Raw genomic sequence first — 14,650 nt, 5'->3', positions numbered from 1 at the left:
CGCCGGGTGCGAGCGCGGGGGACGGCGCGGGGTGCGGAGTCGGGAGTCAGGCGGGCGGCGCTGGCTGGCAGCTGGGGCACCAGGCCGCGACCCGCTCGCGGCCTTGGACGCCGCGTTGGATGCGCGTCCCACAGCGCAGACACGGTTTGCCATATCGGCCGTAGACGTAGGTTCGCCTGCCCGGTCGCAGATCACCGGTCGTCGTGCGCTCCACCCGGTCGCGGTTCGCGACGATGAGCTTGTGGCCAAGCTCGACCAGTCGGTCGAGGTCGCCGGCGCCGGACACCGGGGTGTGCGGATGCAGGCCGCGCAGGAAGAGCAACTCCGTCACGTAGACGTTCCCGAGACCCGCGAGGTTGCGCTGCTCGAGGAGGGCCCCGGCGAGTTCGGCGTCTGGATCTCGGCGCAGGTTCGCGACGGCGAGCTGGGCATCCCAGTCGTCGCCGAGGAGGTCGGGACCGAGATGCCCGACGGCATCGGCTTCGTCTTCGCTCGCGAGCATCTCCACGACGGCGAGCTCGAAGCCGACGGCGCTGCCGACAGTCGTACCGAGAACCGCCCTCGCCTGGTACGCCGGACGGGGCCACTTCCCGCCCGCTGTCACGAGCTGCCAGCTGCCGTCCATCCCGAGGTGGGTGTGCAGGGTGTGCGGGCCGATGCGGGTCAGGAGGTGCTTGCCGCGCGGAACGACCTCGTCGACGGTGAGGCCGGTGAGGTCGAGAGCCGCGTACTTCGGCACTCGCAGCTCGAAGCGTGTCAGCTCGCGGCCCGCAAGGGCGCGGTTCAGCCGGGTCGCCGCCCGGTAGACGGTGTCACCTTCCGGCATCACGCACCTCGATGCCGAGGTGGGCCGCGAGGTGGGGTGCGAGCGCCTCGAGCTGCGACGGGGAGACGGTGACGCCGCGCAGTCCCTCGAGGCCCGTGATGGTCGAGAACTCGAGCCCACGCAAGTCGACGTGCTCGAGGCGGGCGCCCGTGACGTCGAGGATGCCCGTGCGGCTCTCCGTGAAGGCTACGCGTCGTGCTGTCGCACCCCCGAGGTCGATCTCATCGAACGCGCAGTCGGCGAAGCGGACATCGGTGAGGGTTGCGCCGCGCAGGTTGACGTAGCCGAGCCGGTCGTCGCGGAACTCGACGTTCTGGAAGTCCGACTCGTGCAGGTCCGCGGAGCCGAGTCGGGATGCCGTCCAGCTCACGGACCGGAACGACTGGCGCTGCCCTTCGACGACCGGCACCTCGATGCGCTCGAGCACGCACTCGCTCACCCGTCCCGAGTGCAGGAGGAGTCTGCGGGCCGTGAGGCCCTCGATGCGGCATTCGGAGAACGTCACGCCGGCGGCGTCGAGCTCCTCGCCACGCACCTCGGTGAAGTGCTGCAGCTCGTGCACCCGCGCCGTCGCGAAGTCCGCGGCGCTGGCATCGTCGAGTTCCGGCAGGTACGGCGCCTCGATCCTCGGCTCGGTGCCGCCTGCCCTGTTTCCTCGTCGTCCGCGTGCTGTCGCCACTGTGCCGCCTCTGCTGTCGGTCCTGCTTCTGGTCTGGTCTGGTCTGGTCTGGTCTGGTCTTGCTCTCGATGCGCGTCGCGGCGTGGCTCACTGGCCAGGCCGCATGCGCAGGCCGCGGGTGGTGAGCGAGAACCCGCCCTCCTGCAGCATGCTCGCGAGGGGGGTCTCGAGCACGAACGTGCCGTCGACCCGTTCGATCACGAGGTTCGGGATGCGCGCCCGCCGGACCGTGTCGGCGAGGGACCTCGCTGCCGCCCGCAGGACGTCGTCGGAGTCGGTGAAGGTGAGGAGCGTCTTGCCGCCGCGTTCGACGTAGAGCGCGAGGGCGCCGTCGACCATCGTCACGAGCCCACCGGCCTTCCTGCCGGGTCGGTGCTTGGTCTGCGAGTCCTCGTCGCTCGGCCACGCGAGCGCCGCCCCGTAGGGATTGGCTGGGTCGGTCGCGGCGAGCGTGAGCGTCTCGAACTGCTTCTCGGCGTCGAGCTCCTGCGTGAAGCCGCGGAGGCGGTCGACGGCGCCGACGGTCGAGAACTGGGCCGCGCCGAGCTTCTCGATGAAGTAGCCGCGTCTGGCCTTCCCCGACTCCTCGAAGCGGGCGAGGACTCGGTAGACGAGCGCGAACCCGCCGAGGACCTCCTCCGCCATGACGCTGCCGCGGGTCACGATGCCGTAGCGGTCGAGCAGCAGGTCGCCGATGGCGAGGCCACGCTCGGTGGCGTCGCTCACGCCCTGCAGGCCGAGGGTCCAGCGGCCGCTCGTGTGGGGCTGCGAGGGCGCTGGCCGCTGGGAGGCGAAGGCGGAGGCGGTTGGGCTTCCGGCGGAGTCGCTCGGTGCCATGGCGACGCGGCCACGGTAGAGCCTGCCGCGTGCGGCTCGGCTGGGCGCTCGATGCGCCGAGGTGCTCGCCGAGCCGGGGCCACCGGAGATCAGAGCTCGGAGCGGCGAGAGGGTGTCGTTGGTCACGCGTCCCTGCCAGACGAGGGCCCAGAGGGCGTCGGAGAGTTCACGGTCGCTGGTCGACTCGGGTTCGAGCATGAGCCGCACGTGCCGCGACAGCTGGGGGAAGAATCCCGGGCCGGACCCGGCAAGCGCGTCGAGGATGTGCCTGCCGCGCGCATCCGGTTCGCCCTCTGGCTGGTCGGGGAGTGTGAGGTGCGCCGTATCGGCGAGGTGCAGGCTGATCCACCCGTCGCTCGAGCCGATTGCGCCGTGCCCACGCCAGAGGACCTCGCCCGCCGTCGTGAGCTCATCGAGCATGCTCGGGTGGTAGTCGCGCACCCGCGCGGGGAGGATGAGGCTCTCGAGCGCCGAGGCAGGGACGGGTACGCCCGCGAGCTGGTCGATGACGGTGATCAGGCCGTCGATTCCGCGCAGCTCGCCGCCGACGTGCTGCCAAGCCGGTAAGAACCGGGCGAACGCGGAATGGTCGACGGGCTCTATCTCGCTGCGGAGCGCGGCGAGGGAACGGGCGCGGAGGCGCTTGAGCACGGTCTCGTCGACCCACTCCGAGCCTTCGCGGTCTGGCCGGAACTCGCCCTCGACCACACGACGGGCGAGCTCGAGTCTCGTGAGCGCCTCGCGCACGACCGCCTGGCCCGTGCCGTAGCGCTCGGCGACCTCGGTGACGGAGAAGGGGCCGTGCGAGCGAGCGTAGCGGGAGACGAGGTCGCCGACCGGGTCGTCCACCGGGTCGATGAACGCGACAGGGACGCCGATGGGGAGTGCGACACCGAGGGCATCACGCAGGCGGCTGGCATCCTCGATCGCGGCGATGCGGTCGACCCCCGCGATGCGAACCCGCAGCGCGCGCTTCGCCGTCACGAGCGCCGAGACGTGCTCTTCGGCGACGGCAGCGGTGGCCGTGGGCACGTGCTCGTCGGCGGGCTCGTCGCCGTCAGCGGCGCTCTCGCCATCAGCGTGACCATCGGTGCCGACGTCTTCGCCGCGCAGGCGCTCCGCGATCTCGTCGACGCTGAGCGGGCCGAGCACGCGCAGGAGGTCGGCCACCCCTTCGGCGTCGCGCGCGAGGCGGTCGGGGGCCGTGCGCTGCAGCTCGGCCTCGAGCCTCGAGATGACCTTCGCATCGAGCAGCTCGCGCAGCTCGACCCTGCCGAGGAGGTCGGCCAGGAGGCTCGTGTCGAGCGCGAGTGCGGCAGCTCGTCGTTCGGCGAGCGGGCTGTCGCCTTCGTACATGAACGCGCCGACGTAGCCGAAGAGCAGCGTCCGCGCGAAGGGCGACGCCTGCTCGGTGGTCACATCGACGAGGCGCACCTCGCGGCCGGCGACGCGCTTCGCGAGGTCGACGAGCGCGTCGAGGTCGTAGACGTCGTGCAGGACTTCGCGCACGGCCTCCAGGATGATCGGGAAGGTCGGATACTGCTTGGCGACGTCGAGCAGCTGGGCCGCCTTCTGTCGCTGCTGCCAGAGTGGCGAGCGCTTGCCGGGGTTGAGGCGCGGCAGGAGCAGCGCACGCGCGGCCGCCTCGCGGAAGCGCGACGCGAACAGGGCCGAGCCGCCCACCTCGCGAGCCACGATCTGCTCGATCTCGTCGGCCTCAAGGGCGAACAGCTCTGCGCCGGGCGGTTCGGCGTCGCCTTCCGGAATTCGCACGATGATGCCGTCGTCGCTTGCGACGACGCCGCCGTCGAGGCCGTAGCGGTCGCGGATGCGCGCCGCCACGATGAGGCCCCACGGGGAGTGCACGGGGGAGCCGTAGGGGGAGTGCAGGATGATGCGCCAGTCGCCGAGCTCGTCGCGCGTGCGCTCCACGATGAGCGTGTGGTCGCTCGGGACCTGGCCGGTCGCGTCCTGCTGCTCGCGCACGTAGGCGACGGCGTTCTGCACGGCGTTGTCGTCCATGAGGGCGGCGAGTGCATCGGGCACCTGCCCCTTGGCGGCGATCTCCCTGGTGATGGCGCCGATGGCCTGGCCGAGCTCGGAGGGTCGCCCGAGCGCGTCGCCGACCCAGAAGGGCAGTCGTCCCGGCTGGCCGTAGGCCGGGGTCACGAGCACTCGGTCGAAGGTGATCTCGGCGATGCGCCAGCTGGTCGCCCCGAGCGCGAAGATGTCGCCGACGCGCGATTCGTAGACCATCTCCTCGTCGAGCTCGCCGACGCGACGCGGCCCTCGCTGCGCGTCGGCGTCTTCGGAACCGGCGAGGAACACCCCGAAGAGGCCCCGGTCGGGGATGGTCCCTCCAGAGGTGACGGCGAGCCTCGCCGCTCCGGGTCTTCCGGTGAGGGTGCCCTGGTCGCGGTCCCAGACGAGGCGTGGCCTCAGCTCGGAGAACTGGTCGGATGGGTACTTGCCGGACAGCAGGTCGAGGGTCGCCTCGAAGAGGGGTCGCGACAGGGACGCGAACGGCGCCGAGCGCCGGACCAGGTCGAACCACTCCTCGACGTCGAGGTCTTCGATGGCCGCTGCGGCGATCGTCTGCTGGGCGAGCACATCGAGGGGGTTGGCGAGCACCCGCATCCGCTCGATCTGTCCGGTGACCATGCGCGATGCGAGCACGGAGGAGTGCAGGACATCGGCGCGGTGCTTGGGGAAGATCGTGCCCTCGGAGGTCTCGCCGACCTGGTGGCCGGCTCGGCCAACGCGCTGGAGTCCGCTCGCGACCGAGGGAGGCGACTCGACCTGGACGACGAGGTCGACGTCTCCCATGTCGATGCCGAGTTCCAGGCTGGAGGTGGCGACGACGCAGCGGAGGGTGCCGCTCTTGAGGGCGTTCTCGACCTCGGCGCGAGACTCCTTCGACACGGAGCCGTGGTGGGCGCGTGCGAAGGAGAGCGGGGCGCCGGACGACTGGCCCGCCTGCCCCATGGACACTGCAGGCGGTCGCTGCGGCGCTGCCTTCGGGCTCGCGCTGTGGTCGCCGGAGGACCAGCGCACGCCGGGGGCTGCGGCGCTGTAGGGGTCTGCTGCCTCCGTCGTCTCGGCCGCCGGGGCATCGGCCGACGCGCGCTCGTCGGCAATCTCGTTGAGTCGGGCCGTGAGCCGTTCGGCGAGGCGCCTCGAGTTGACGAACACGATCGTGGAGCGGTGCGACTCGACGAGGTCGGCGATGGCCTCCTCGATGTGCGGCCACACCGAGCCTGAGGCCTCTGCGTCGGCTGCGGGGTCGCGCAGTGAGCCGGCGGCGGCCCCAGCCTCGAAGTCCGCGAACGGGTCTGCATCTGCGATGGCTCCGGATGCGTCGGCCGAGGTCGGAGTCGCGGCCCCGGCTCGGGTCATGCCGATGTCGCTGAGGTCTTCGACGGGAACTCGCACCTCGAGCTTGAACGTCTTCGTGCTCGGCGGGGCGACGACCTTGACCGGTGCGTTGCCGGCTAGGAAGCGGGACATCTCGTCGAGGGGCCGAACCGTCGCGGACAGGCCGATGCGCTGCGCCGGCTTGTCGAGGAGCGCGTCGAGGCGCTCCAGTGTGAGGGCCATGTGCGCGCCGCGCTTGCTCGAGGCGACGGCGTGCACCTCGTCGATGATGACCGTCGTCACAGCGGTGAGCGTCTTCCGCGCCTGAGACGTGAGCATGAGATAGAGCGACTCGGGCGTCGTGATGAGGATGTCGGGTGGGTTGCGGAGCTGCTGTCTGCGCTCGGTGGGGCTCGTGTCTCCTGAGCGCACCCCGACGCGGATGTCCGGTGCCACCGAGCCGAGCCGCCTGGCGGTCTGCGTGATGCCGACGAGCGGCGAGTGCAGGTTGCGCTCGACGTCGACGCCGAGTGCCTTCAGCGGGGACAGGTAGACCACGCGCGTGCGCCGCTCGGCCTTCGCCTGCTCGCTCTCAGTGCCGCGCTCGGCCGCGAGCTGGTCGATGGCCCAGAGGAACGCGCTCAGTGTCTTGCCGGAGCCGGTCGGAGCAACGACCAGGGTGTGGTGCCCGTCGGCGATCTCGCGCCAGGATGCCTCCTGGACCGCGGTCGGGCTCACGAATGCGCCGCGGAACCACTCCCGTGTCGCGGGGGAGAACGCGTCGAGTGCGGTCGTCTCAGGCATGACGACAACAGAACCACACACCACCGACATCAGCCTCCAGGAGGACCGGATCAACCTCCCGGGGGACGATCATCCAGCCGGCATGCGCGAAGCTGGATGCACCACGTTCTGAAGGAGTGATCTCACATGAAGCGTCTTGTTCGCCCCCGTAGCGGCCGCGTCATCGCCGGAGTCTGCGCGGGCATCGCGCAGCGATTCGGCTGGTCGCCGTTTGTCGTCCGCCTGCTGACCGTCCTGTCGGTCCTCATCCCGGGCCCGCAGGTCATCATCTACCTGGCGCTCTGGTTGCTCATCCCGAACGACTAAAGCGCTGGGGGAGCTACCCGAGCACACGCTCGAGGAACCCCGCCATCCGCACGAGCTCCTTCTCGGAGACCGCGTGACCGAGGCCCGCCTCGACGTAGATCTCTGCGTCGGCATGGGCCTCGAGCCATGCTGCCGTGTGCTCGACCGCGAGCGAGGGGATGACCGTGTCGGCGTCGCCCCGCCCCCAGAAGACTGGCGGCCGGGCATCCGCGAGCTCGGCGTCCCCCGGAACGGTGCCGACGGCGACGAGGCCAGAGAGCAGCAGCGCTCCCCGGAATGCCGCGGGTCGCTGACGGAGCGCCTGCATGGCGACGATGCCGCCCTGCGAGTAGCCGAGCAGCGCGAGTGGCGCGCCCGAGTCGAGGACGCCGAGCGTGTCCAGCAGTGAGATGACGGCTGCCGCAGCGTCGTTCGCGCCCTGCTCGAGAGTGATCTGGGCGTCGGCGTCGACCGCGACCTCGCCCGTCATCGGGTCGGCGAAGCGCAGCGGGAACCACTCGCGGCCGCCCTCCGGCTGCGGGTGCGGGGCGGGCACGGAGACGTACCTGAAGCCCTGGGGCATCTGCCCGGTGAGGCTGAGGATGTCCGTTCCGTCTGCGCCGTAGCCGTGCAGTCCGACGACGAGCGGGAGCGTGCTCGTGGCCGCCGTCTCGGTGTCGCCGCCCCGCCAGAGGAGCGTCTTGGGATCGATACCTGTGGATGCTGTGCTCACCCGGGAAACATACATGGTCCACAATGGGGTCATGACGGTGCGCACTCCTGATCCTGAGTCCGGCTGGATGAACGACGACGAGCTCGCGCTCGTGCGGCGTCGCGTGCCGATGCTGTATGTCGAGGCCATCCCGGTGCGTGTCGACGCCTCGGGCAAGGTCGAGCACCTGGGCGTGCTGCTTCGGGCTGACAACGAGGGCGTCATGACGCGCTCGTTCGTCTCTGGGCGCGTGCAGTACGGGGAGTCGATTCGGGGCGCCCTCCTTCGGCACCTGGAGAAGGATCTCGGCACGATGGCGTTCCCGGCTCTGCCGCAGGCGCTCGCCCCCTTCACGGTGGCGGAGTTCTCGCCGATGCCCGGTTCCGGGCTGTTCGACTCGCGTCAGCATGCGGTTGCGCTCGAGTTCATCGTTCCGGTCGCCGGGGAATGCAACCCTCGCCAGGACGCGCTCGAGATCACGTGGCTGACTCCGCAGCAGGCACTCGATCCCGACCTCCTCGAGGAGCTCGAGGGTGGCCGCGGCCAGGTGCTTCGCACCGCGATCGGCCACCTCGGCCTCTGGCCCTAGGGGCGCCAGAGCCTCCAGTCCTTCGACCATCTGACCGTGGCCATCCGCTACTGGCTTGTCGTGCAGCCCTTTGATCGCGCCCTCGCGATGGTCGAGGGCGGTTTCGTGCAGGCACCGTGGGGTGCGCTCGAGGGGGTCGAGCAGATGCGCGTGTCCGATGGCGTGGCTCTCTACTGTCCGCGCGAGGTGAACCCGGACGGGGAGCCGCTTCGCAGCGTGGTGCAGGCGGGCTACGTGCTCGACGACGAGCCGTACCGGGCTGGCGGGAGGGGGTCGTCGCCGTGGCGCAGGGAGGTGCAGTGGATGCGTGAGGCGCGTCCTGCGCTCATCCGACCGCTGCGCGATCTGCTGGATCTGACGCGGAACGACAAGTACTGGGGTGAGCGGCTGCGCGCGGGCTGGCTCGAGCTCTCTCGTCGGGACTTCGAGATCTTCGAGGATGCGGTCCGTCGGCCGTCTCCGGAGCCGAGTGCGCTCGGGATGGGGCTCATCCGTGAGACCGGTCTCGCGCAGTCGGAACCGTCCGGGGAGCAGCGAGATCGGGACCCAGGCGAGGATCCGTACGCGATCCGCTTCTGAGCGTCGGCGGACAGATTCGCCGAAGGCCGTGCTTTGCGGACGCATGTGACACATTATTGAGTGGAAGTGATGAACACCCCTGAGGTGTGCTTACGATTTCCGACCAGAGCGAGCCTTACGAGCGGAGTGCCCATGATCGACGCGTTGGACTTCAAGCCGGCGGCGCAGCAGTCGAACCTGCGCGCCACCATCGAGGACTCCGTCGCCGCCGCGATCGTCTCGGGAGGGCTCGCGGCGGGCGAGCTCGTCTCCGTTCCAGCGCTCGCGGCTCGCTTCGAGGTGTCGGCGACTCCCGTGCGGGAGGCGATGCTGAACCTCGAGAAGCTGGGGTTCGTGGAGCCCGTTCGCAACAAGGGGTTCCGGGTGACGCACGTCTCCGTCGAGGAGCTGCGACAGATCGTCGAGGTGCGGCAGATGCTCGAGGTGCCGATCGTGCGCGAGCTGGCCGTCGAGTTCCCAGAGGCTCCTCGCGCCGAGCTGCGCGAGCTCGCGACCCAGATCGACGCGGCGTCCGCGGCTGGGGACCTTCCCCTGTACCTGGCGGTCGACATCGAGTTCCACGCGAAGCTCCTCGGGCTGTCCGGCAATGAGCGTCTCGTGTCGATCGTGACCGCGCTGCGCAGGCAGACGAGGCTGACGGGGCTGACCGAGATGCTCGGTTCCCAGGAGCTCACGGCATCGTCGCGTGAGCACGCGGATCTGCTGGTGCTGCTCGAGGCTGGCAAGGCGGATGAGGCTGCGGAGCTCATGCATCGGCACATCGGCCATGTCGTCGGCTGGTGGGCTGGGCTACCTGAAGAGGCTTAGCAAACCCTCCACACAGCGAAACACTTTGTAACAACTCTGTTTCAAGGCTGTGGAAGGGCCTTCTGCCGACCTCCGCCGAACAGTAATGTGTGACATCCCATCACCGGAGATGGTCCGGCGATTCTGACGTCTGTTCGGAAGGAACTCACCATGACTGCACGTCGTTCCACCAGCCCTCGGGGTGCTGGCATCTGGAAGAGAGTGCTCCTCCCAGGAGCTCTGCTCGCCACGGCCGCACTCGCCCTCACCGGATGCTCCGGGGGTGTCGCCGGAGGCGGAGACGCCGCGTCGGAAGACGGACCCATCAAGCTGGGCCTCGCGGCACCCTTCTCTGGGTCGGAATCGGCCTTCGGCCCGTACATGGAGAACGGGGCCCAGATGGCGATCGACGAGCTCAACGAGGCCGGCGGAGTCCTCGGCCGGCAGCTGGAGCTGGTCACCGCCGACGACGCGTGCGACGCGACAAGCGCGACCGCCGCAGCGAACAAGCTCGTCACCGACGGTGTCGTCGCCTCGGTCGGCGGCTACTGCTCAGGCGCCACGCTCCCGACGCTGCCGATCTTCAACACGGCAGAGATCCCCATGGTGATCCCGGCGGCCAATTCGAACCAGCTCGTCGCAGCCGGCCTCGACAACGTGTTCCTCATCAACGGCACGGGGACGCAGCAGGCTCAGGCGATGCTGAAGTACGCCGAGAAGCAGGGCGTGAAGACGCTGGCGCTCGTCGACGACAACACGGACTACTCGACGGACCTCGCGAAGTCGGCATCCGAGCAGGCGAAGGAGCTCGGCATCGAGGTCGTGCTCGAGGAGTCGGTCAACGCCGGCGAGTCCGACTATGCGGCCAACGTCAACAAGGTCGTCTCGGCGAACCCCGACATGATGTATTGGACCGGCTACTACCAGGAGGGTGGCCTGATCACCCAGCAGCTGCGATCGGCCGGCTACACGGGCAAGATCATGGTCGCGGACGGCTCGGTCGATGCGAAGTTCGCTGAGATCGCCGGCAGCGCCTCCGAGGGTGTGCTCGGCACGTTCACGCAGACCCCCGACATGCTCGAGGGTGCAACCGAGTGGATCGACGCCTACACCGAGAAGTTCGGCGCAGCGCCAGGACCCTACTCGACGCAGAGCTACGACGCCGTCCGCGTCGTCTCCCAGGCGATCGAGGACGCCGGCACCACCGAGGGCCCCGCGGTCATCGAGGCGCTCGGTGCCCTGGACGGCTTCGACATCTTCTCCGGCCCCCTCACCTTCACGGATGAGGGAACGCTCAGCGAGGGCGGCTTCGCCATCGTCACCGTCGGGCCCGACGGCACCTTCATCCTCGAGGATGACCTGAAGAGCTAGTCAGCCACGGCGGGCGGGGAGGGAACTCCCCGCCCGCTTCTGCAGTCAGGAACCACTGTGATTCAACTCATCATCGACGGGCTCTTCGTCGGATCCTTCTACGCGCTCGTCGCACTCGGCTACAGCATGGTGTACGGCATCATCAAGCTGCTCAACTTCGCGCACGGCGACGTCTACATGGTCGGCGCGTTCGCCGGCCTCACCATCTTCTCGGCGTTCTCCGGACTCGCAGGCGGCGGCATCCTGTCGATCCTGCTGGTCATGCTCCTCGCGATGATCTTCACGGGCATCCTCGGCGTGACCATCGAGCGGGTCGCCTACCGCCCGCTGCGTTCGAGCCCCAGGCTCGCGGTGCTCATCACCGCGGTCGGCATGTCGTTCATCCTCGAGTACGGAGTGCGCCAGATCTTCGGCCCGGACCCCAAGGTCTACCCGACGCGTCTCGAAGGGGAGACGCTCGACCTGCTCGGCGGCCGCATCACGATGCCGCAGATCGTCATGATGCTCGTCGCGGCGGCGCTCATGTTCGCGCTCAACACGTACATCATGCGCTCCCGAGACGGCCGCGCCATGCGGGCCATCGCGCTCGACCCCACGGCCGCGCAGCTCATGGGCGTCAACGTCAACAAGGTCATCTCGCGCACCTTCTTCATCGGCTCGGCCCTCGCGGGCGCGGCCGGCGTCATGGCCGGCGCCTACTACGGCACCATCGACTTCCTCGCTGGCTTCGTCATCGGGTTGAAGGCGTTCACGGCGGCCGTCATCGGCGGCATCGGCAGCCTCTACGGCGCCATGCTCGGCGGCCTCGTGCTCGGTCTGCTCGAGGCGTTCGGCACCCATTGGCTCGGCGGGGAGTGGCGTGACGTCTTCTCGTTCGCGTGCCTGATCCTCTTCCTGTCCTTCAGACCGACCGGCATCCTCGGTGCACGCGTCGTGGAACGGATGTGATCCCATGACCGACATCAGACTCCAGGCGCCCGCGCCCACCGTCGAGCGGCCCACGCCGCGCAAGGGCATCCTGAACCCGAAGACGTTCATGAACCTCGTCGGGCTCGTGCTGTTCCTCTTCGCGTTCCTGCTGCCGTTCATCAACGCGACGCCGTACGTCATCTCCATCGGCACCTCCGCGATGATCTACATCATGCTCGCGATGGGCCTCAACATCGTCGTCGGCTACGCCGGTCTCCTGGACCTCGGCTACTACGCCTTCTTCGCCGTCGGTGCGTACACGGCCGGCGTCCTCAACACGCTGCTCGACATGCCCCTCATCGCGACGGTCCCGTTCGTCATCGTCGCGTGCATCCTCGCCGGGCTCATCATCGGCGGGCCGACGCTGCGACTGCGCAGCGACTATCTCGCGATCGTGACCCTCGGGTTCGGTGAGATCATCCGCCTCACCGCCAACAATCTCGAGGTCACGGGTGGCCCATCCGGCATCTCCGGCATCGACACGTTCGAGTTCTTCGGCTGGTCGTTCGCGGACGGCCTCACGATCGGCGGCATCGAGTTCAACGGCAAGATCCTGCTGTACTTCCTCTGCGTCATCATCGCCGGTGGTGCCGCGATCATCGCCGCTTCGAGGCTGGGCAAGGGCAAGATGGGTCGCGCCTGGCGCGCCATCAAGGATGACGAGGATGCCGCCGAGGCGATGGGCGTCAACACGTACACCACGAAGCTCGGCGCGTACGTGCTCGGTGCCGTCTTCGGCGGTCTCGCGGGTGTGCTGATGGCAGCGCACCAGACGGCGATCAGCCCGACCTCCTTCGTGTTCCTCAACTCGGCCCTGCTGCTCATGGCGGTCGTGCTCGGCGGCATGGGCTCCATCCCGGGTGTCATCGTCGGCGCGCTGCTCGTGTCGCTGCTGCCCGAGATCCTGCGCGAGTTCTCCGACTGGCGCTTCCTGGTGTTCGGCGTGCTGCTCGTGATCATGATGATCTTCCGGCCGCAGGGCATCTGGCCGGCGACGGCGATCCTGCCGTTCCTCAAGTCGCGAGCCAAGGGCGAGGCGCCGTCTCCGAAGGACGGCTTCTCGGCGCACGAGGCGCCCGACGCCAACATCGACCTCTCGAAGGAGCAGGCATGAGCCAGGTTTCAGGCACGGGTGACGTCTACGGCACGGCGCCCATCGACGTGCCGAAGACGGAGTCGGTGACCGCGGTCGCCGAGGAGTTCAGGCGGGCGCATCAAGGGGAGCCGTTGCTCTCGGTCCGTGATCTTCGGCTGCAGTTCGGCGGCGTGAAGGCGGTCGACGGGACGTCGTTCGATGCGTACGCGGGTGAGATCATCTCGGTGATCGGGCCGAACGGGGCTGGCAAGACGAGTGCGTTCAACTGCATCACCGGCTTCTATCGGCCGACGTCTGGCTCGATCACCTTTGACGGCGAGAGCATCATGCGCAAGCAGCCGTCGACGATCACGCGCCTCGGGCTGAGCCGCACCTTCCAGAACGTCCGCATGTTCCGGGACATGTCGGTCATCGACAACGTGAAGACGGCGATGCACGCGCGCATCCGTCAGAACGTGTTCCAGACGATGCTGCACACGTTCGGCTACAAGAAAATCGAGGCCCAGGCGCTCGAGGATGCGCGCGGCTGGCTCGACTTCGTCGGCTACTCGCTCGACGACGAGCTGCTGGCGTCGCAGCTGCCGTACGGCGAGCAGCGCCGAGTGGAGATCGCGCGGGCGCTCGCCACGCAGCCCAAGCTGCTGCTGCTCGATGAGCCTGCTGCTGGCCTCAACCACAACGAGAAGCAGGAGCTCATCGCACTGATCCGCAAGATCAGGGACCTCGGCGTCGGAATCGTGCTCATCGAGCACGACATGGGTCTCGTGATGGAGATCTCGGAGCGCGTGATCGTGCTCAACTTCGGACGAGAGATCGCCGATGGTCTGCCCGCGGACGTCAAGAACGACCCTCGGGTCATCGAGGCGTACCTCGGCGTCGAGGATCCTGAGGACGAGCACGAGGGCGTGCCAGACGGCGGGCCCGAGAACCAGCGAGTGGACGAGGGGGACCGGTCATGAGCGTCGAGCTCGAGATCAAGGATGTGGATCTCTTCTACGGGCGCGTGCAGGCGCTTCGTGGGCTGTCGATCGAGGTCAACGAGGGTGAGGTCGTCTCGCTGCTCGGCAACAACGGCGCGGGCAAGACGAGCACGCTCACGATGCTCTCCGGGTTGGCCAGAGCGAAGCGCGGGACGATCATGTGGCGCGGCAAGGACATCTCGAATGCGAAGCCGTGGGACCTCGTACGCGACGGGCTCATCCACGTGCCTGAGGGCAGGCGCATCTTCTCGACGATGTCGGTGCACGAGAACCTCCTGCTCGGTGGCTACCAGGTGAAGGACCAGAAGGTCGTCGCTGAGCGTGTCGAGGAGTGCTACGAGCTCATGCCGCGGCTCCTCGAGCGACGCGCTCAGCAGGGCGGCACCCTGTCGGGCGGTGAGCAGCAGATGGTGGCGATCGCGCGAGCGTATGTCGGCGGCCCGAAGCTGATGCTGCTCGACGAGCCGTCGATGGGGCTCGCCCCGCTGGTCGTGAAGCAGGTCATGGAGCTCATCGGGCGCATCAACGAGCGCGGTGCCACTGTGCTGCTCGTCGAGCAGAACGCTCGCGCCGCGCTCAAGGTGGCGCATCGTGCCTACGTCATCGAGCATGGCCGCGTGACGCTCTCGGGCCTCGCTGCCGACTTGGCGAAGGACAAGGCGGTCATCGAGGCGTACCTGGGCTGAGCGCGCTCGCGGAGCTGGTAGCCCCCGCTGGCCCGTCCCGGATGAGGGGCGGGCCAGGCTTGCACCCACACATGGTGTGTGACATATTACTGACAGG

Annotated in this window: 13 protein-coding genes; 9 read left to right on the top strand and 4 right to left on the bottom strand. The window is 68.7% G+C overall.

Translation table 11 applies throughout. The features are described from left to right. Nucleotides 1-46: 46 nt before the first annotated feature. The 3 genes from C5E05_RS06785 to C5E05_RS06775 form a co-directional block, all read right to left on the bottom strand. Nucleotides 47-826 carry a DNA-formamidopyrimidine glycosylase family protein gene (locus tag C5E05_RS06785; RefSeq protein ID WP_104341463.1) on the bottom strand — a complete coding sequence of 260 codons (780 nt, stop codon included), beginning with the start codon at nucleotides 824-826 and terminating at the stop codon, nucleotides 47-49. Continuing rightward, the gene (locus C5E05_RS06780) at nucleotides 813-1,505 is read right to left on the bottom strand and encodes a pentapeptide repeat-containing protein (protein ID WP_104341462.1); all 693 of its coding nucleotides are present in this window, start codon (nucleotides 1,503-1,505) and stop codon (nucleotides 813-815) included. Before C5E05_RS06780 ends, C5E05_RS06785 begins: the two co-directional genes overlap by 14 nt. An 87-nt stretch (nucleotides 1,506-1,592) precedes the next feature. Next, nucleotides 1,593-6,500: a DEAD/DEAH box helicase gene (locus C5E05_RS06775; protein WP_104341461.1), complete on the bottom strand. Its 4,908-nt coding sequence runs from the start codon at nucleotides 6,498-6,500 to the stop codon at nucleotides 1,593-1,595. A 126-nt stretch (nucleotides 6,501-6,626) separates the two neighbouring features. On the opposite strand from C5E05_RS06775, the gene C5E05_RS06770 reads away from it, so the two are divergent. Further along, a complete protein-coding gene (locus C5E05_RS06770) occupies nucleotides 6,627-6,806 on the top strand; it encodes a PspC domain-containing protein (RefSeq protein WP_068479399.1) in 180 nt (59 codons plus the stop codon). Between the two features lie 13 nt (nucleotides 6,807-6,819). On the opposite strand, the gene C5E05_RS06765 is transcribed toward C5E05_RS06770, so the two are convergent. After that, on the bottom strand, nucleotides 6,820-7,518 hold the full coding sequence (locus tag C5E05_RS06765; RefSeq protein ID WP_181059427.1) for an alpha/beta hydrolase: 699 nt from the start codon (nucleotides 7,516-7,518) through the stop codon (nucleotides 6,820-6,822). Nucleotides 7,519-7,549: 31 nt separating this feature from the next. Here C5E05_RS06765 and C5E05_RS06760 point away from each other — a divergent pair, with 31 nt between their 5' ends. From C5E05_RS06760 to C5E05_RS06725, 8 genes are all read left to right on the top strand, one after another. After that, entirely contained in the window at nucleotides 7,550-8,086 is a 537-nt protein-coding gene (locus C5E05_RS06760) for a DUF4916 domain-containing protein (RefSeq protein WP_104242772.1), read from the top strand. Between the two features lie 36 nt (nucleotides 8,087-8,122). Next, complete coding sequence (locus C5E05_RS06755; RefSeq protein ID WP_104341460.1) at nucleotides 8,123-8,665, top strand: EVE domain-containing protein; 543 nt, start codon at nucleotides 8,123-8,125, stop codon at nucleotides 8,663-8,665. 132 nt (nucleotides 8,666-8,797) lie between these two features. Further along, nucleotides 8,798-9,472: a GntR family transcriptional regulator gene (locus C5E05_RS06750; RefSeq protein ID WP_104242768.1), complete on the top strand. Its 675-nt coding sequence runs from the start codon at nucleotides 8,798-8,800 to the stop codon at nucleotides 9,470-9,472. A gap of 150 nt (nucleotides 9,473-9,622) precedes the next feature. Further along, nucleotides 9,623-10,822, top strand: coding sequence for a branched-chain amino acid ABC transporter substrate-binding protein (locus C5E05_RS06745; RefSeq protein ID WP_104242766.1), 1,200 nt, complete (start codon nucleotides 9,623-9,625; stop codon nucleotides 10,820-10,822). A gap of 57 nt (nucleotides 10,823-10,879) precedes the next feature. Then, a complete protein-coding gene (locus tag C5E05_RS06740) occupies nucleotides 10,880-11,770 on the top strand; it encodes a branched-chain amino acid ABC transporter permease (protein WP_104242764.1) in 891 nt (296 codons plus the stop codon). A gap of 4 nt (nucleotides 11,771-11,774) precedes the next feature. Continuing rightward, nucleotides 11,775-12,905: a branched-chain amino acid ABC transporter permease gene (locus tag C5E05_RS06735; RefSeq protein WP_104242762.1), complete on the top strand. Its 1,131-nt coding sequence runs from the start codon at nucleotides 11,775-11,777 to the stop codon at nucleotides 12,903-12,905. Beyond that, nucleotides 12,902-13,846 (top strand): ABC transporter ATP-binding protein, encoded by a 945-nt coding sequence (locus C5E05_RS06730; RefSeq protein WP_104341459.1) that lies wholly within the window; start codon nucleotides 12,902-12,904, stop codon nucleotides 13,844-13,846. Before C5E05_RS06735 ends, C5E05_RS06730 begins: the two co-directional genes overlap by 4 nt. Then, nucleotides 13,843-14,553, top strand: a complete 711-nt coding sequence (locus tag C5E05_RS06725; protein WP_104242758.1) for an ABC transporter ATP-binding protein — start codon at nucleotides 13,843-13,845, stop codon at nucleotides 14,551-14,553. Before C5E05_RS06730 ends, C5E05_RS06725 begins: the two co-directional genes overlap by 4 nt. Nucleotides 14,554-14,650: the final 97 nt, after the last annotated feature.

Origin of the sequence: Pseudoclavibacter sp. AY1H1 (assembly GCF_002931055.1) — a bacterium.
Taxonomy (GTDB): Bacteria; Actinomycetota; Actinomycetes; order Actinomycetales; family Microbacteriaceae; genus Pseudoclavibacter.
The sequence above is the reverse complement of the archived record's forward strand: the minus strand, read 5'-3'. Positions and strand labels throughout refer to the sequence as shown.